Annotated in this window: 17 protein-coding genes and 1 pseudogene; 10 read left to right on the plus strand and 8 right to left on the minus strand. The window is 39.2% G+C overall.

Annotated elements, in window-relative coordinates:
• Positions 1 to 11 precede the first annotated feature (11 nt).
• The 3 genes from tpiA to eno are packed head-to-tail and all read left to right on the plus strand — an operon-like array spanning position 12 to position 3,602.
• Entirely contained in the window at positions 12 to 773 is a 762-nt protein-coding gene (tpiA, locus tag SJW71_RS04875; protein ID WP_313471691.1) for a triose-phosphate isomerase, read from the plus strand.
• Positions 766 to 2,307, plus strand: coding sequence for a 2,3-bisphosphoglycerate-independent phosphoglycerate mutase (gene gpmI, locus SJW71_RS04880; RefSeq protein WP_431811799.1), 1,542 nt, complete (start codon positions 766 to 768; stop codon positions 2,305 to 2,307). The genes tpiA and gpmI overlap by 8 nt, the downstream gene beginning before the upstream one ends.
• Positions 2,308 to 2,309: 2 nt before the next feature.
• A complete protein-coding gene (gene eno / locus SJW71_RS04885; RefSeq protein WP_431811800.1) occupies positions 2,310 to 3,602 on the plus strand; it encodes a phosphopyruvate hydratase in 1,293 nt (430 codons plus the stop codon).
• 316 nt (positions 3,603 to 3,918) lie between these two features.
• On the opposite strand, the pseudogene SJW71_RS04890 reads toward eno, so the two are convergent.
• A pseudogene (locus SJW71_RS04890) lies at positions 3,919 to 4,158 on the minus strand (transposase); the annotation flags it as partial.
• A gap of 392 nt (positions 4,159 to 4,550) precedes the next feature.
• Between SJW71_RS04890 and SJW71_RS04895 the strand changes: the two are divergent.
• The 3 genes from SJW71_RS04895 to SJW71_RS04905 all read left to right on the plus strand — a co-directional run bounded on the left by SJW71_RS04895 (position 4,551) and on the right by SJW71_RS04905 (position 6,696).
• A complete protein-coding gene (locus SJW71_RS04895) occupies positions 4,551 to 4,733 on the plus strand; it encodes a hypothetical protein (protein WP_431811801.1) in 183 nt (60 codons plus the stop codon).
• 487 nt (positions 4,734 to 5,220) lie between these two features.
• Complete coding sequence (locus tag SJW71_RS04900; RefSeq protein ID WP_431811802.1) at positions 5,221 to 5,790, plus strand: DUF6241 domain-containing protein; 570 nt, start codon at positions 5,221 to 5,223, stop codon at positions 5,788 to 5,790.
• An 84-nt stretch (positions 5,791 to 5,874) separates the two neighbouring features.
• Positions 5,875 to 6,696, plus strand: coding sequence for a methyl-accepting chemotaxis protein (locus SJW71_RS04905; protein WP_431811803.1), 822 nt, complete (start codon positions 5,875 to 5,877; stop codon positions 6,694 to 6,696).
• A gap of 40 nt (positions 6,697 to 6,736) precedes the next feature.
• Here the strand turns inward: SJW71_RS04905 and dltD are convergent, their stop codons facing one another.
• The 7 genes from dltD to SJW71_RS04940 all read right to left on the minus strand — a co-directional run bounded on the left by dltD (position 6,737) and on the right by SJW71_RS04940 (position 14,298).
• Positions 6,737 to 7,915 carry a D-alanyl-lipoteichoic acid biosynthesis protein DltD gene (dltD, locus tag SJW71_RS04910; RefSeq protein ID WP_431811804.1) on the minus strand — a complete coding sequence of 393 codons (1,179 nt, stop codon included), beginning with the start codon at positions 7,913 to 7,915 and terminating at the stop codon, positions 6,737 to 6,739.
• On the minus strand, positions 7,912 to 8,145 hold the full coding sequence (gene dltC / locus SJW71_RS04915; RefSeq protein ID WP_016994756.1) for a D-alanine--poly(phosphoribitol) ligase subunit 2: 234 nt from the start codon (positions 8,143 to 8,145) through the stop codon (positions 7,912 to 7,914). Before dltC ends, dltD begins: the two co-directional genes overlap by 4 nt.
• A gap of 41 nt (positions 8,146 to 8,186) precedes the next feature.
• Positions 8,187 to 9,350 (minus strand): D-alanyl-lipoteichoic acid biosynthesis protein DltB, encoded by a 1,164-nt coding sequence (gene dltB / locus SJW71_RS04920; RefSeq protein ID WP_431811805.1) that lies wholly within the window; start codon positions 9,348 to 9,350, stop codon positions 8,187 to 8,189.
• On the minus strand, positions 9,347 to 10,822 hold the full coding sequence (gene dltA, locus SJW71_RS04925) for a D-alanine--poly(phosphoribitol) ligase subunit DltA (RefSeq protein ID WP_274794364.1): 1,476 nt from the start codon (positions 10,820 to 10,822) through the stop codon (positions 9,347 to 9,349). The genes dltB and dltA overlap by 4 nt, the downstream gene beginning before the upstream one ends.
• A gap of 17 nt (positions 10,823 to 10,839) precedes the next feature.
• Positions 10,840 to 10,977, minus strand: a complete 138-nt coding sequence (locus SJW71_RS04930) for a teichoic acid D-Ala incorporation-associated protein DltX (RefSeq protein WP_274794363.1) — start codon at positions 10,975 to 10,977, stop codon at positions 10,840 to 10,842.
• A 277-nt stretch (positions 10,978 to 11,254) separates the two neighbouring features.
• A complete protein-coding gene (locus SJW71_RS04935; RefSeq protein WP_431811806.1) occupies positions 11,255 to 12,901 on the minus strand; it encodes an alkaline phosphatase in 1,647 nt (548 codons plus the stop codon).
• A gap of 146 nt (positions 12,902 to 13,047) precedes the next feature.
• Positions 13,048 to 14,298: a transglutaminase domain-containing protein gene (locus SJW71_RS04940; protein ID WP_312505986.1), complete on the minus strand. Its 1,251-nt coding sequence runs from the start codon at positions 14,296 to 14,298 to the stop codon at positions 13,048 to 13,050.
• A gap of 205 nt (positions 14,299 to 14,503) precedes the next feature.
• Between SJW71_RS04940 and secG the strand changes: the two genes are divergently transcribed.
• The 4 genes from secG (at position 14,504) to smpB (ending at position 18,689) form a co-directional block, all read left to right on the plus strand.
• Complete coding sequence (secG, locus tag SJW71_RS04945; RefSeq protein ID WP_008173196.1) at positions 14,504 to 14,731, plus strand: preprotein translocase subunit SecG; 228 nt, start codon at positions 14,504 to 14,506, stop codon at positions 14,729 to 14,731.
• Between the two features lie 169 nt (positions 14,732 to 14,900).
• Complete coding sequence (locus tag SJW71_RS04950; protein WP_274794360.1) at positions 14,901 to 15,647, plus strand: alpha/beta hydrolase; 747 nt, start codon at positions 14,901 to 14,903, stop codon at positions 15,645 to 15,647.
• 38 nt (positions 15,648 to 15,685) lie between these two features.
• Positions 15,686 to 18,154: a ribonuclease R gene (gene rnr / locus SJW71_RS04955; RefSeq protein WP_431811807.1), complete on the plus strand. Its 2,469-nt coding sequence runs from the start codon at positions 15,686 to 15,688 to the stop codon at positions 18,152 to 18,154.
• A 70-nt stretch (positions 18,155 to 18,224) separates the two neighbouring features.
• On the plus strand, positions 18,225 to 18,689 hold the full coding sequence (gene smpB / locus SJW71_RS04960) for an SsrA-binding protein SmpB (RefSeq protein ID WP_274794358.1): 465 nt from the start codon (positions 18,225 to 18,227) through the stop codon (positions 18,687 to 18,689).
• Positions 18,690 to 18,780 lie beyond the last annotated feature (91 nt).

Genomic DNA, 18,780 nt, shown 5'->3' on the forward strand with positions numbered 1-18,780 from the left:
GAGGCATGATGATGCGTAAACCAATTATTGCAGGTAACTGGAAAATGTTTAAAACATTTGAGGAAGCTATTCAGTTTGTAGATGCAGTGCAGGATAAACTCCCTTCTAATGAGAAAGTAGATGCTGTTGTTTGCGCACCAGCTCTTTACCTACCTACACTTGTGCAGGTTGCAAGCGAATCAGAATTAGCGATTGGCGCTCAAACAATGCACTATGAAAATGAAGGGGCCTTTACTGGTGAAATTAGCCCAGCACAGCTTGCAAGTGTAGAAGTAGATTATGTCATTTTAGGACATTCAGAACGTCGTGAATACTACAATGAAACAGATGACGCTATTAATAAGAAGGTAGCAGCGGCACTCGCACATAGCATCGTACCAATTATTTGCTGTGGTGAAACACTAGAAGAACGTGAAGCTGGCACAACAGAACAAAAGGTGGCAGGTCAGATTAAAGCGGCACTGGCTGGGTTTGAAGCACAGCAAGTAGAGCATATGGTCATTGCCTATGAACCGATTTGGGCGATTGGAACTGGTAAAACTGCTACTGCAGATGATGCAAATCAAGTATGTGGAGCCATTCGAGCAGTTATCGAAGAGCTGTATGATGCTGAAACGGCGAATGCTGTTCGCATTCAATATGGTGGCAGTGTGAAGCCTGACAACATTCAGGAGCTTTTAGCAAAAGAACATATTGATGGTGCTTTAGTTGGTGGAGCAAGCTTACAACCAGAATCTTATTTAACATTATTGGAGGCGGCAGCAAATGCCTAAAAAGCCAGTAGCATTAATTATTTTAGATGGCTTTGCATTTCGTGATGAAACATTTGGGAATGCAGTAGCACAGGCTAACAAGCCTAATTTTGATCGATATTGGAGCCAATTCCCCCACGCGACATTAACAGCAGCGGGAGAGGCAGTTGGATTACCAGAGGGTCAGATGGGTAATTCCGAGGTAGGTCACTTAAATATCGGTGCTGGACGTATTGTTTATCAAAGCTTAACACGTTTAAATAAGTCCATTCGTGAAGGGGACTTCTTTACAAATCAAGCATTTATAGATGCAGTGGCACATGTAAAAGCACATCAGTCAAAGCTACATGTGATGGGCTTACTGTCAGATGGCGGTGTGCATAGTCATTATGAGCACATGTTTGCGTTATTAAAGCTGGCTAAACAACAAGGGTTAGAGGACGTTTATGTACATGGCTTCTTAGATGGTCGAGATGTTGGTCCTACAACAGCCTTAGACTATATCGAAGAAACAGAAAAACAGATGACAGAAATGGGTATTGGTCAATTTGCTTCTATCCATGGACGTTACTACGCCATGGATCGTGACAAACGTTGGGATCGTGTTGCACTTACGTATAATGTATTGGTAGATGGTGTTGGCCAAGCAGCAGAAAGTGCAAAAAGTGGTGTGGCAGCATCCTATGAACGTGAAGTGACAGATGAATTTGTCATTCCATTTAGTATTCAAGAGCATGGTGAGCCAGTAGCAACGATTCGTGATAATGATGCAGTTATTTTCTTTAACTTCCGTCCTGATCGTGCCATCCAGCTATCCACAGTGTTTACAAATGAAACATTTGATGGATTTGCGGTATCTGCAAACCATCCAAAAAATTTAAAATTTGTGTCCTTCACACACTATAGTGATGAAGTGAACGCACAGGTTGCTTATGAAAACGACAACCTAAAAAATACGATTGGTGAAGTACTTTCAACGAATGGTAAAACACAATTACGTATTGCTGAAACGGAAAAATATCCACATGTTACATTCTTTATGAGTGGTGGCCGTGAGGAAAAATTCCCAGGTGAAGAACGTATTTTGATTGCATCACCAAAGGTTGCAACATATGATTTAAAACCTGAAATGTCTGCCTATGAGGTGACAGAAGCCTTGCTTGCAGAGATTGAGGCTGATCGATTTGATGGCATTATTCTTAATTTTGCTAACCCTGATATGGTTGGTCATAGTGGAATGCTTGAGCCAACTATTAAAGCCATTGAGGCAGTAGATGAATGTTTAGGGAAAGTAGTAGATGCACTCCTTGCCAAAGGCGGCGCAGCTATTATTACAGCTGACCATGGTAACTCTGATGAAGTACTGAATTTAGCAGGTGAGCCAATGACGGCTCATACAACCAATCCTGTTCCTGTAATTGTGACAAAACCAAATTTAGTGTTAAGAAATGGTGGCATTTTAGCCGATTTAGCGCCAACCATGTTAGAATTATTAGAGGTGTCACAACCTACTGAAATGACAGGAAAATCATTAATTGAAAAAGAGGAGAATTAATTATGCCATTTATTACACAAGTTTATGCGCGCGAAGTTTTAGACTCACGTGGCAACCCAACAGTAGAGGTTGAAGTATTTACAGAATCAGGTGCATTTGGACGCGCAATCGTACCATCAGGTGCATCAACAGGTGAATACGAAGCGGTAGAATTACGCGATGGTGACAAATCACGTTACCTAGGCAAAGGTGTATTAAAAGCAGTTGAAAATGTAAACACAATTATTGCAGAAGAATTAGAAGGTAACTATTCAGTTCTTGACCAAGTTGTCATTGATAAAGCTTTAATCGAGCTAGATGGCACAGAAAATAAGGGCAAGCTAGGTGCCAACGCAATTCTTGGTGTGTCTATGGCAGTTGCACATGCTGCGGCAGATTATTTAGATGTACCTCTTTATCAATATCTTGGTGGGTTTAATTCTAAACAATTACCAGTACCTATGATGAACATTTTAAACGGTGGCGCTCACGCAGATAACAATGTAGACATCCAAGAATTTATGGTTATGCCTGTTGGAGCGGAATCTTTCCGCCATGCATTACGCATTGGTGCTGAAATTTTCCATAGCTTAAAAGCTGTTCTAAAAGCAAAAGGTTATAATACAGCAGTAGGGGATGAAGGTGGTTTTGCACCAAACCTTGGCTCTAACGAAGAAGCAATCACTGTCATCTTAGAAGCAATTGAAAAAGCTGGCTACAAAGCAGGCGAAGAAGTTAAACTTGCGATGGACGTAGCATCATCTGAGCTATTCAATAAAGAAGACGGTAAATACCACTTAGATGGTGAAGGCGTTGTGAAAACATCAGAAGAAATGGTTGATTGGTACGAGGAGTTAACAAACAAATACCCAATCATCTCAATTGAAGACGGCTTAGACGAAAATGACTGGGCTGGACACAAGCTATTAACAGATCGTATCGGTAGTCGTGTACAATTAGTAGGTGATGACCTATTTGTAACGAATACGAAAAAATTAGCAGCTGGTATTGAGCAAGGTGTAGGCAATGCCATCCTTATCAAAGTAAACCAAATCGGTACGCTAACAGAAACATTTGAAGCGATCGAAATGGCGAAACGTGCAGGCTACACAGCAGTTATCTCTCACCGTTCTGGTGAATCAGAAGACGCAACAATTGCTGATATCGCTGTTGCAACAAATGCTGGTCAAATTAAAACAGGTGCTCCATCACGTACAGACCGTGTAGCAAAATACAACCAACTTCTTCGCATTGAAGATCAACTTGGTTCAACAGCAGAGTATCTTGGTTTAAATTCCTTCTATAACTTAAAATAAGTAATTGATTTAAGAGAAAATGCTTTGGATTCAACTTGAACTATGTTGTACATTTAGGTGAATTTAACAATACAACTGTATTGTTTCAACCTCTGATTTATAAGTGTGATAAACACTTGTAGATTGGAGGTTTTTTCGTGCTTATTAAAGATTTGTTGAAAGAATTTACATTCGAATTACAAAATTATTCAATCAGAACAACAGAAACTTATAAATACCATACAACTCACTTCATTCAATATCTGAACGAGTTTCATGAGGTGAATGAAATTGAAGACGTTTCTACAGTTCATGTAAAAAAATTTATTCAACATAATTAAATCTCGGTAAAACTTACATTATTAGTATAAAGAAGGAGGCGATTATTGTGGGATACACTACAGAAGAATTGTTTGAAAATTGCTGGTTGCCATGTCCAAGTAGCCAGTCTTTTTAAATTCATGGTAGCATAAGTAAGCATCGCCTGCATGGACAATTTTTTAAGACCTCTTAAGGTTGTCGATCGCATACCATGCTTTTCCTTTGCATCTGCAAAGACACGCTCAATCGTTTCTTGTTACGACAATATGCTGAATGAAATTACTAATTATGTAGGGAGTGTGTAGATCGGATGGATGAACAATTAATTGCCCATTGAGGAAGATTAAGGGCAAACTTGAGGGAGCAAGAGGGTGCCTCAAAGCAAATCGTCCTTACAAGTGCACAAGAATACCTCGTTATAAACGATACCTTTTCATTTAAAAAACCTATTTGAACAGACAATATGTCTGACGAAAAGTACGACAAATGGGTAAAGGATTACGAACATCATGCGTGGCTCAATTCTTTATCAGATAACCGAAGAAAACGCCTCAATAGTGAAGTTAATAATATGATTCATTGGGTTCTCGCACCTAGAATTGGACCATTATCGAAAGAAGAAGCGTTACTGTTTCGAGATTATTTCTAATGAAAGCAATTGTGCTAAAAGTTATCAAAAATAATGTCATCCAAACGGTGACAATAGCATTATGTGTGTTTGCCATGATTATTGGTATGTTTGTTTATTTCATATTTATAGCATTCCCGAAAGACCCTGAAACGGAAGAAATGATTAAACCAAGCAGAAATACGAAATGCAGAACATGCTAAGTTGTATGAAGAATTAAAGAAGAAAATGGGTGGGGCGATTAGAATTTGAATGTTCGCTGCATGAACCTTGGGAATGAACTCAGACAAAGTGTCTCAGTTCACCCATTCCAACTACAACAATTTGTCGTAGTTCAATTCGGAGACATTGTCCGAGTTAGATATTCCATCTGTGAAAAAAATTCACAGTTAAGTACCTACTGTGAACAGTAATACGAGCAGATACCTGACGTGTTTATAAGACACATCACGATTTTAAGGCATACAAAGTTGTATTGGTTACATTCAACGTCCGCATTCTTGTGTTGGTACTCCCAGTTGCTAGGACTAACTGTATGTAACAATATTACATACAGTTATATAGGTACTCTCCGTTTTAGAGAACACCTGTTGAACCTTGTCTCAATCTTCTGTTATTATTAACCTAATTATATAATATAGACCAATTACATAATTACATAATGATACAAAATTATTGAGGGGTAATAACATGAAAAGAAAAACAAAGGTGACTATCGTTATCATTGGAGTATTGGGCATTTTTGGAGGAATTTTTGGTTACACTCAATTCACCGAACAAGTGGAGAAACCTGTTCTTGAAGAAGCAATAGCAAAAACAATTGTTGTTGAAAGTGACGGAGAAATTCTTGAAAGTAAAACGAAAGAAGAGATACTTTATCCTGACAACTTAATAGAAGACAAAGTGAACGAAGCCATTCACAGCATGTCCCACCAGAAGGTGCAATCTGGAGCTCAAAGGGGTCATGAGCAAATAACACAAGAAAAAATTGACCGATTATTGGCTGTATGTAAAATGAACGATTATGAACATAACGACCTTTACATTCCAATATTGGAAAGATGGTCGAAGGGTGATTTTTCAAACGCCGTTGACGACCATAATAAAATTTGGAAAATGCAACAAAACGGAAATGAAGATGCCCCAGGAAAAGCAAGTCGTTTGTCGACTCCAGAGGAAGAAGGATATTATATAAAAGAATATTTCAGCGGAAATAAACCTGACAATCATAGTGAAACATTCGAAGGCGCTCAGCGATGAGCGCTATTTTATTATGTTTTGAAAAAGAAGTATGTATACCCCAAGCAGTCAAGTATAATAAAGAAAAATAGAGGGGGTAGGGTTATGGGGATTATACAATCATTAGAAGAGACTTTACCGATTTTTCATGAAATCTTTAACAAAGAAATTGCGATAACCATTACAAGTGCAGAAGAAAGGGAAACGCTTTTTGTTTTGGAGGGAACGAGGGTTCAAACGAACTTACAAATCGGTTCATTAGCGGAGGATTCACCGGATTTTCGTCGTGTTGCAAGAGGGGAAATATTAAAGCGTAGCATTCCGAAAGAGTATTTTGGGATTCCGATGAATAGTGAGCTTTATCCTGTGCGTGAACAGGGCAAAGTGGTAGCTGTATTAAGCTTACTGTTTCCATTAGATGCTCAAGAAAAAGTTGAGGGCTTTATGGACAGCCTACAAGCTGTTATTCAAGAGCTACAACTAAAAATACATACTATCGCCGCCCATTCCGAAGAATTGTCAGCAACGAGTGAAACCATTACAGAGAAATCTCGACATGCTCTCGAAAATTCTTCTCGTTCAAATGAGGTAACAGATTTTATTAAAACGATTTCCAGACAGACCAATTTACTAGGGTTAAATGCCTCTATTGAAGCCGCACGTGCTGGGCAGTACGGGGCAGGATTTAATATAGTAGCTCAGGAAGTACGAAAGCTTTCTAGTGAGACTGCTACTGCAACAGAACAAATTGAAACCTCCCTGAAAACCATTACGAGTAATGTTCAATCTCTTATGGAAAGCATGGAGCAAATTGAAGCCGCTTCTAACGAACAGGCGGAACTTGTACAACAATTTAGCGAGGCTATTGAAAAACTAAGCGATGTCAGTGACCAAATGGCACTCTACGTCAAAGGGATATTGCGATAAGGAAAAGGACAGTCTATTATTTTTAGACTGTCCTTCGTGTTTATTTTGACTGTGCCCAATGGTGGTCCATTTCACGATCAAGATAGACCCAGCCCTTCCAGGCAATATGAATGGTATCCATTATAAAATAAGGATCATATTCATGGTCTGTAAAATCAACATAGCTAACATCTGCATCTTTTAAGACTTGAGCCATCTTATCGTAGTACTGGTGACGACGTTCCTCTGGATAGCCATTATAATCATACCAATAGCCATTGACCGGAATGGACACGAATAATGGCTTAGCACCAGCATCCTTTAAAACATCGATCACAAGCTGAAAATCCTCATACTCTGGAGATTTCGTATAATCCTCTTGCTTGCGCATTCCTTTAAACTTGGAGAAATTAGCATTCACAAGTCGCTGATAGGCACGATTCTCAATCATATAATCATTTGATACACGTTTTTTGCCATATGCTTCAGCAGCCTGCACTTGTTGGTCAAAGGTTTGGTTGGCAATAAGGGTATCATTACTTTTTAATTTATGACCTTTTCGTGGGAATAGCGAATAATATAAATCCTTCTTTTCTAGCAATTCCTTATGAAAACGCCCTGCTATCATGGCCATGCTACCAGTAATCGGATTTTTCTTACCGTTTGACATTTGATATTGATACATAGTCTTTAAAAGACGATCACGCTTAACAGTATCAAATTCTAATAGGCGCTCCATGGCACGTTTGCGAAGATTAGCATCCATTTCATCATTAAAAGCTAAATCATAGGCTTGCAGCATAGAGTAATTCGGTGAAAAATGAAATTCCCCCATACCTTTTGCTGTAAACCATTGTGGAGAGATAATAAAGACTACTTTTTTATCCTTTAAATTTTTCTCTTGGGCAGCAAAATTTAAAAAATGAGTAATGGACTGCATGCCCCCACGACCAACCATAAAGGTCGAATAAGGCGCCTCTGTTGCTCGTGCATAATTATATGGATGGAAGGGATCAAAACGATTTAATTCTGAGGAGCCATATAAAGGCATGGAATTAGGCTCCTGCAGCATGCGCTCCTGTAAATACGTACCTTGGAATACAAGCGGAGACATATTTGTTTTGGCCTGCTCTACATCCTCATCCGATATCCATGCCTTGATCCACGCATTGGGAAAGAAGATAAAGCCAGTAAATAGAGCGAAGGCAATACATAAAGATAAAAAGCCTTTCTTGATCATTGTCTTTCAGCTAATTTCCCTGCAATGCGATTAGGCGTGTTCCATTCTTCACGATTAAAATCAGTAATTGGCACAGAAATATTAAATCGATTTTCAATTTCTACTAATAGATTAATCGTTCCGAAAGAGTCTAGTAGCCCTTCTTCGAATAAATCAATATCTGGGTTCTCTACAATAATTTCATCTTCACATAACTCGACTAGCATTTCTAAAACTTGTTGTTGATCCATTAATAATTCTCCTTTATTGAACAGGCTTTTTTAGCCCTTGGTTAAAATAATTTGCCAGAAAAAATATAGAAGCCAAAGCACACGGCATTAAAAGTGATGAATACGCCAATGGCATGTGTCCACTTATTTTTAGGCCAACGCTTATGCTTTTTATTCCAGCGTTCAAACTTATCAAAGCTTACTATTAATAGGGCATGATAGAGTCCGTAGACTACAAAGTGCCATTCTAGGCCATGCCAAATGCCCATTAAAAAGAATAGTAAAAAGAAACCAATATAGGAAATGGCGAATTTATTTTTCAGCCATTTTTTCTTCGTCATCCAAAGCACGAATCGCATATAGACATAATCTCTAAACCAGAAGGAAAGACTCATATGCCAACGATTCCAAAAGTCTTTAATATTGCGGCTGGCGAATGGTCGGTTAAAGTTAATGGGTGTTTGAATCCCCATTATTCGGCTAACACCAACAGCAAATGCACTATAGCCAGCAAAATCAAAGAATAAATAAAAGCTATACATATACATATACGCTAATTGTCCCTGGAAGGGCGTTAAATAGTTATACGTATGATTTGGCAGGTAGATAAGGGTGTAGTTGTAAATTAAGTAGGCCAAAATAAATTTATATAAAAAGCCTACAAAGATATAGTTAATCCCACTTAATAACAGCTTTTGATAGTCTTCCGCGGATGGTACCGAATGATAATCCTTTGTAAAGCGTCGCCAACGATCAATAGGACCTGAAGATACTGTAGGAAAGAACAGTAAAAAATAGGCAAGCTCTACAACAGAAATGTTCTCTTTCATTAAGCCATCTCGGGTTTCTAAAATCATTTGCACAGCTTTGAAGGTAATGTAAGACACACCAAGGAAGCCAAATAAATGGTGTAACCCTAGAATAGGCAGTACCTTCACAAGTACAAGTGGTAAAATCGACAATACCACAGCGATAACAAAGACCATACCACTATTTTGCTGGAGTCGATAGCGTTGGTAGCCAACAATAAGGACTACTTGAAAAACTGTAAACAATACGAGCGAAATGCTACCGTTCAATGAGCTACCAAAAATAAGGGCTAAGACAATCAACGAGACAAATAGATTATAGTGTTTCGATGATCTGCCACGTAAGCCGAGTATGATGGTTGGTAGTAATAATAGTCCGATAATCAGAAAGAATGCTATATTTCCATAAGGCGTCATACTGTTTCCATAACCGCCAATCCTTTACGATCCACCTTACCATTTGCGTTAAGCGGTAAAGCGTCCATATATTTAAACGTTTTCGGAATCATATAGGCAGGTAAGTACTCCGATAAAAGTGCTTTCAACTGTTTTGTCATTTTGAAGGCAGAGTCCTTTAATGGCTCACGCAAAACAAGATGGGCATTTAGAGCAGTAATTTCCTTCTCTTTATAAACAGGTACAACCACGCAGCTTGAAACCGGTGGAAGGTTACTTATCTGCTTTTCGATTTCCTCGATTTCTAAACGATAGCCATGTAGCTTCACTTGGAAATCCTTGCGACCAGAAAAGAATACATATCCATCTCGCTCATAGCCAACATCTCCAGTACGATAGATGCGATTGCCAGCTACTGTCGGAAAGGCTTTTGCTGTTAATTCCGGTGCCCCCAAATACCCTGCACTAACTGTCGGACCTGAAATAGCAATTTCTCCATCCTCTAATAAAGAAATGTTTGTCTCCGTTAGTGGAGCAATAGGCAATTGCTCAAAGCGAGCTATCAATTCTTCCGTTACCTTTACATAGGAAACCGCAACAGTCGTTTCCGTTGGACCATATAAATTATAAATAGTTGCCTGTGGAAAACGCTCCATTAACTCCTTACTAACTGCGATGGGCAGGACCTCGCCACAGAATAAAAATGTATCTAATGCTGGCATGAGCTGTTGATTCCACTCTTTGTTCATTAAGCACATTTTGACAAAGGATGGTGTCGACGTCCAAACACGAGTATTGGACGAAGCTAATGAATCAAATAACGCTCTCGGGTTCGCAATTTCTTGTTGTGTAATGGCATATAGCGTATGTCCTCCAACAAGTGCTGGATAAAGGTCCATGACAGATAAGTCAAAGGAAAAAGGCGCCTGATTTAAAAATACTCCGTCTTGCTGTAAAGGGAAGTGTTCCTGCATCCAAGAAACGAAATGTGCTAAATTAGTAGCGGTTATTTGAACGCCCTTTGGCTGACCAGTTGATCCAGAAGTGTAAATAATATAATAGATTTCCTCGTTCTTCACCCATGCTGTGGAGGGTAAAGATACTTCAGAGGAGGAGTTCTCTAAGATATCACTCACCGCTGCAACGGGAATGTTCGTCAGCATGTGTAATGGCTCTGTTGTGCATAGTAATCCTGCTCCAGAGGCTTCTAAAATAAGTTGTATTCTTTCAGAAGGGGTTGACGAATCAACGGGTACGTAAGGGTGTCCAGCCTTGACAGCACCTAGAAAGGCAACAATTTGTAGCGGGGACATATGTCCATAAACGACAATCGGCTGCTGCCTCTGTAAATGAAGCTTCGAGATATAATCGGCCATACAATCCGATAAGTGCCAAAGCTCACCATATGTTAAGGAGGCATTGTGCGTTTGATAAGCAGTTTTTTGTGGCTGCTGGATGGCCACACGTTCAATAGCTGCTAAAATACTTAACATGATTAAAACTCCTTTTATTAAAATTCCGTATATATAAATGGTCCAGCGTTCATATCATGAAAGCCATGTATAAGAAACAGCAGTACCAAAACGATCAAATAAAATAGCGTCATGCCAATAAAGCGCAGATGTTCGTTATTTTTGATGGATTGCATTTGTCCACCTCCAATGAAAAAAAGTATAGGATTAAACTTTCAAAAAATAGTAATTTATTAGTTAAAAATCCTTACCTTATGTTTTTAACACTGATTTGACGGAATGTGGAGAAAAATGTTGCTGAATTAAGGTGAATTCAGTAAATCATAAGATAAAATTAAGGTAAATTTAAGGTTCCGGGGGAAGATGTTTAGTTTGGACAATTATGGTGGTTGTTTTTATGTAAAAGAAGCGCGAACATAAGAGAATAATCTCAACATGTTCGCGCCTTTGTTTTTATTTCACTGCATTGATCAGTTTTTTAGATACATAGAATTCAGAGCCATTATAGACGTTAATTGTATCAAATGTATGTGTTTTTGCAGTATTTGTGGATGTTTCCTCATAAATCATTGAGTTTTTATTGACTGGAATTTTCACAGTTACATCTGCTTTTTGAGCAATAAATATTGGGTTTTCTTTATCCGATAAATCGATTTTTGTCGTATAGCCTTTATCCGTAAATGCTTTTGTTGCAGGGACATATAAATCATTTGTTAGTGTATTTAAGTCAAAGCCCATAAATTGTGCCATCGTATGAGCTAGATCCGTATTTTCAACTAGCCCTGTCAATTTAGAAGGTCCGAATGAATATAAAAACACATCTTCCCCTGTATGACCACCTGTTGTATAGCCAATGTTCGCGCGATTTGCTAACATCTTAACCATCTCACTGCCTAAGTCTTTTGCAGATTTCAATGTCGTTAGTTCATCCTCTGTTAACTGATCTAATCCATAAAGGGCAGCCACCTCTACTAAATTAGAGCGATCTTCTTTTAATTGGCTTAGTGCACCTTCAACAGTCATCGAAGCTTTTTTCAATGGATCAATATAAGCAGAGACAGGAATGCTTGAATAGGTGCTCGTTGTGTTGGCGTTCCCCATCGTAATTCCGCTATTTCCATGGTCTGTTACAGCAATTACTAATGTGTTGCCATCTTCCTTTGCAAAATCAACTGCTTCTTTTACTGCATCATCAAACGATAAGATATCGCTAATAATACCAATTGTATCGTTGGCATGTGCCGCCCAGTCAACCTTACTCCCTTCAACAAAAAGGAAGAAGCCGTCCTCATCCTTTTTTAGCGTATTAATCGCTTTATTAGTCATTTCAGCCAGTGTAGGCTCAGATGCTCTCGTTTTAGCACGATCTAAATCATAGGCAAGTGCGCTTGGTGCAAAGCTTCCCCAAATTTTAGAGGACTGACTATTCACTAGCTCATCACGAGTTTGAACGAGATCGTAATTTTTTTCTTTCAGTACATTTAGTAAATCCTCGCCATCCTTACGGGCATTTTTAGATGTGCCAGGTGACAACGATTCTAGCCCTCCACCTAAAACAACATCAATATTTTGATAGACTTGCTGTTCAGCAATATCCCCATATTGACTTCTATTATTAACATGTGCTGAAAAACCAGCTGGAGTAGCATGTTGAATTTCAGATGTAGAAATTAATCCGGTAGCCTTCCCCTGTTGTTTAGCTCCTTCGAGCACATTCGCTACAGGTTTGAAAGCATCCTCTTGAGCAATTTGTGCTAAACCAGGTGAATTAATCACCGATGGAAGCACACCTATATATTTATCGTTCGATTTATGGCCGGTTGCTAAAGCAGTAGCAGCGGGCGCAGAATCGGTAATGGCTGATTCAGCAGAATACGTGCGCATCGCACCTGATAAAATTTCATCCATTGCTAAGCTTTCACCTTTATACCATCGAGAAAGGGTTACAGCATTATTACTGCTTCCATCCATCACAAGCATAATGACATTTGTCGGTTTCTTTACTTCAGCTGCTTGTGCCTCTTGCTGTGGAATACTAACTGCGGATAAAGTTACTGCACTTGCTAAAAAAAATGAAGTCCATTTTTTTGCGTATTTCATGATTTTCCTCCTTTAGGTGAATTCAACTGTAAGTGTAAAGGAAGGGTGTAAAGCTAGCGTTAAAAATTTGTTAATAAAATATGGTAATACTGTAAATGGAGGGGCAGGAGAGGAAGAAAAAAATCTGTGTGAACATCACACAGATTTTATTGAAGTATTTGTTGATGCTGTGAGCCGTCGATCGTTTCGTAATATAAAATACCATCTTGGATCGTTAAATTAAGGACTTCATCTTCCACTAGTATTTCTTCAGAGCCGTCCTCGACTTTAATTTTTGTTAAATAACCAGCGTTGTCATAATCACTGCAATAGATGGAGTCATGATAAGTCGCTAAATAATAACAAGCTGTTTCGGTTATCTTTTTATGTTCATTGGTCGCTAAATTATAGGAATAAACCATATTATCTTTTATGCTATTATAATAAATCACATTAGCAACTGTATTGGCATACCACATATCATGCATAAAGTCATAGTCATTACTAGTAGCAGCAAAATAGTTTTCCGCTACCCATAAATGATCCTGGCTAAGCTTTTGATCATTGACTAAAAAATACTCGTAAGAAATCGCATAGGGTTCATCAGAGTCAACATCGTTCCAAGTTGTATCAAGATGATACCACTGGTCTTCGACACTAACTAAATTCCACGCATGTAGTTGATCCTCGCTATAGCCGTATACATATTTTGCATCAAGACCTGATGCTACTAATAAACGGTAAGCAAGTAAGGCATAGGCCTGGCATACAGCAGTTTTTTCACTAATCAATTCAAAAACCGTCTGTCCTTCCGTCGAGCCTTCTTCTGTATACGTGGCTAGTTGCACCACGTAATCATTAATGATTTTAGCTCGTTCGAAATCTGTCATTTCCTTCGTAATATGCTTGTCAGCAAAGGCTTCTACAAAGTGATCAACCTTTTGCTCCTTCCTGACATCTGTTAAATAATCAATCGACAATTCAACTAAATAGCCATCATCGATTTCCCAAGCCGTCCATTCATAGTCAAGAAAATAACCGGCTGTATAGGGGTCCACAAAGGTAAGCAAGCTATTTAAATCATTTAGTTGAACCTCAAAATCCTCAAAATCTAGCTTTCCTGTATAAGGGACTTGAAAGCGCTGTTCAAATGTTGCCACTTGCTTCTCGACTCTTTTGGTAAATTGTAATAATGCGGGATCATCTTTAAATAAAGATGTTGAGAATAAGTCTGTAGGCGAAAAAGAGGGGGATAATGCTTTACTCTCTGGCTGCTTCACATCATTTTTTGTTTCTTCTGCTAACGTCGTAGTTGTGTCATCCTCTTCTTCAAGCAGCAGGTCTATAGCTTTTGAGCATGCTGTAAGAAAGGGAATCATACAGCATAATAAAAGAAGAGTTATTATTTTTTTATTCAAGTTCTTTCCTCCGAGAAAATTTCATTTCTTCCATTATAATCTAATTAGAGGGTTGGCGATATCCACTAATAGTAGCAAAAGTCGACAAGTAGAGGGGGATGAAGCGGAAAAAAACTGTTAAACTTAAAGCTAAGTTTGTCATGGCAACCTTTTTTTGTTATAATATAGTCTGTTGTGATGTTTCAAAGTTCGGGAGGTGCAGTGAATGCATACAGTAGTATTAGTTTCATTAGTTATCGTATCATTAGCGTTAATCGTTGTGGTATTACTTCAATCTAGTAAAAGTGCAGGCTTATCAGGTGCCATCTCGGGTGGAGCTGAGCAACTATTTGGAAAGCAAAAAGCACGTGGTATGGATTTAATCCTTCACCGTGCAACAATTGTGTTAGCTATACTATTCTTTATTCTAGCAATCGCTATTACAAAAATCTAATAGTTGAAGATATATCGCCTAACCTAATTGGTTGGGCGTTTTCTTTTATCATAACTTAATGGAAGAATCTCTCTGTAACCTACTAACCAAATTATCAATCGCTTAGCATTATGGAGATGACTATAATGGGTATAGTAGAAATGAGTGTTTAGATGAAGGAGTGCTTACAATGAACAAATCATTATCACAGCCATTTTTCTTTCAAGCAGGACCACGTGCCGTTTTACTATTACATGGCTTTACAGGCAGCTCTGCAGACGTGCGTATGCTTGGTAGATTTTTAGAGAAAAAAGGGTATACTACTTTAGCACCTCACTATAAAGGCCACGGTGTGGAGCCGGAGGAACTGGTCACAACAGGTCCAGCAGACTGGTGGCAGGATGTCGTAGCCGCCTACAAACAGTTACAGGATGCTGGCTATCAGGAAATTGCTGTTGCAGGCCTCTCATTAGGTGGTGTTATGGCATTAAACGTTGCATTAAATAATCCTGTAAAAGGAATTGTCACAATGTGTGCACCCATGACAATGCGTACAACAGACGTTATGTTTGAGGGTGTTTTGAAATACGCTAGAGAATATAAGAAATTCCAAGGGAAACAGGATGACCAAATTGAAGCAGAAGTTTCGCTCATTGCTGAAAAGGGCATGCCGTCACTACAGGAGCTACGTGAATTTATTGCACGTACGCGACAAGAAATAGACATGATTTATGCGCCAATTTTTGTCGTTCAAGCTACAAATGATGAGGTAATAGAGACAGAATCTGCCAACATTATATATAATCAAACTGAGTCACTTGAAAAGCACATCAAGTGGTATGAAAACTCAAAACATGTTATTACACTAGATCAAGAAAAAGATCAATTACATGAAGACATTTATCGCTTTTTAGAAAGCCTAAATTGGGCACAATAAATTATAAATAGGATTTTCTCATGAAGGAGGGAATATGTATGAAAGACCAAAAAGATACACTACAAAGTCGTTTACTCGATTTCTTCGGTCAAGATGATTATAAACCATTAACTGTTGGTGAAATCGAGGAAGAATTCGGCTTTGAGGATGCGGAGGAATTTAAGGAGCTTGTAAAAACATTAGTCCGCATGGAAGGACAAGGCTTAGTTGTTCGTTCACGCTCCAATCGTTATGGCCTACCAGAGCGTATGAATTTACTAAGAGGTAAATTTATTGGGCATGCGAAGGGCTTCGGCTTTGTAACGCCTGATATTGAGGGCATGGACGATGTGTTCATTCCACCACATGAAATTAATGGTGCCATTAATGGAGACATCGTTTTAATTCGTGTTTTAAAGGAATCATTCGGAGATCGTCGCGAAGGTACTGTAACAAAGGTCGTTGAACGTGGTCAAACAAGCTTTGTTGGGACATTCCAAGCAAATCGAGGCTTCGGCTTTGTTGTCCTAGACGATAAAAAGCTACCAATGGATATCTTTATTGCTAAAGGGGATACATTAGGAGCTGTCGATGGACATAAGGTTGTTGTTGAGGTTGCGACATGGCCTGAGGATTTAAAATCGGCAACCGGCTATATTACAAAAATTTTAGGCCATAAAAATGATCCGGGTGTGGATATTTTATCGATTTTATATAAGCATGACATTCCACCTGAATTCCCAGATGAAGTCATCACTGCAGCACAACGTGTACCAGATGAAATTACAGAGGCTGATTTAGAAGGTCGCCGTGATTTACGACATGAAACAATTGTGACGATTGATGGTGCAGATGCAAAGGACTTGGATGATGCGGTTACCGTAACGAAAAATGTCGATGGTACTTACAAGCTTGGCGTACATATTGCAGACGTAAGTTATTATGTAACGCAAGGCTCGGTTATTGACCTTGAAGCTTACGACCGTGCGACAAGTGTTTATTTAACAGACCGTGTTATACCGATGATTCCACATCGATTATCGAATGGTATTTGTTCTTTAAATCCACAGGTTGACCGTTTAACGCTATCCTGTGAAATGATCATTGATGCGAATGGTAATGTGATTTCACATGAAATTTTCCAAAGTGTGATTAAAACGACGGAACGTATGACGTATAGGGACGTTTACAAGATTTTAGAGGAGCAGGATGAGGCGCTAATTAAACGCTATGAGCCACTTGTTCCAATGTTTAAAAACATGGCAGAGCTCTCCAATATTTTACGTCGTAAACGTGAAATGCGAGGAGCCATAGACTTCGACTTTAAAGAATCTAAAGTTATTGTAAATGAAGAAGGATGGCCTGTAGATATTGAATTACGTGAACGTACAGTAGCCGAGAAATTAATTGAAGATTTCATGCTAGCTGCCAATGAAACCGTAGCGGAGCACTTCCACTGGATGAATGTACCGTTCCTATACCGTATTCACGAAGATCCAAAGCCTGAAAAGCTTCAACGCTTCTTTGAATTTGTCACGAATTTCGGTATTTTAATTAAAGGTACGGGTAATACCGTCCATCCAAAAGCGTTGCAGGATGTATTGAAAGCAATTGAAGGGATGCCAGAGGAGCCTGTTATTTCAACGATGCTATTACGCTCGATGCAGCAGGCAAAATATTATCCAGAAAGCCTTGGTCACTTTGGTTTATCAACGGATTTCTATACACACTTCACATCACCAATTCGCCGTTATCCTGATTTAATCGTACACCGTTTAATTCGTACGTATATAATTAATAAGGATACATCTAGAGAAACGATTGCCCAGTGGAGTATTGCAATGGATGAAATTGCTGATCACACATCTGAACGCGAACGCCGTGCTGTTGATGCAGAACGTGATACAGACGCTCTGAAAAAAGCACAATATATGTCCGACAAAATTGGCGAAGAATTCGAAGGAATTGTTTCATCGATTACAAACTTCGGTATTTTTGTGGAGCTACCAAACACGATTGAAGGACTTGTCCATATTAGCAATATGACAGATGATTACTACCGCTTCGATGATCGTCAAATGATTATGATCGGTGAACGAACGAATCGCCAATTCCGTATTGGTGATGAGGTGACCGTTCGTGTGGCTAATGTCATTATTGAGGAGTCATCGATTGACTTTGAAATCGTTGGAATGGTAACTTCATATGGACGAACACGCAAAGCAGCACCTACTGTAATCCATGCACGAAAAAATTACAGTGATAACAAAGGTGGCAGCAGTCGCAGAAGTACACGCAGTGATGAGGAACGAGGCAGTCGTGGTGGTAGTCGAAGAGGCCGTCGCCAAGAGGAAGAAAGAGGAAGTCAAAGCAGCAAACAAGGTGAACGCCGTGAAAGCGACCGTGATCCACGTGGACGCCGCAAAGATGACTCAAGCCCTGGACCTAAAAAACGCGTGAAACAAAAGCAAAAGTTCTATGAAGGCATTGCTAAAAAAGGTAAAAAGAAAAAATCAAAACGTAAATAAGCATGAGCGAAAGTATCCTTGTTGTGGATGCTTTCGCTCAAGCTCAACCTTTTAAGTAGAGGGTGAAAATATGGCAAAAGGTACTGGTAAAGTATTAGCACAAAACAAAAAAGCAGGCCATGACTACTTCATCGAAGAGACAATTGAAGCAGGCATGGTACTAACAGGCACAGAAATTAAATCTATCCGTGCAGGCAAAGTCCAACTTAAAGACTCCTTTGTTCGTGTCCGTAATGGCGAAGCATGGATCAATAATATGCACGTGAGCGCATTCGAACAAGGCAACCGCTTTAACCACGATCCACTACGTACCCGTAAGCTGTTGCTCCACAAAAAGCAAATCGGCGAGCTAGTCGGTGCTGTAAAACGTGACGGCTACACAATCGTCCCACTAAAAATGTACATCAAGGACGGCTACGCCAAGCTCCTCATCGGCGTCGGCAAAGGGAAAAAAGACTACGACAAGCGTAACGACATGCGCAAAAAAGAAGCCAAACGCGAAATGGAACGTGTCTTTAAGGAACGTCAGCGTTAACAAAGCAGATGAGAAAGCAGGCAAGTGTCGAACTTTCTCATCTGTTTTTTTCTATATTGAAGCAAATTTGTTAGAAGCTGTTTGGATCTAT

The organism is Lysinibacillus sp. FW12, assembly GCF_050817245.1.
GTDB classification, from domain to species: Bacteria; Bacillota; Bacilli; order Bacillales_A; family Planococcaceae; genus Lysinibacillus; species Lysinibacillus irui.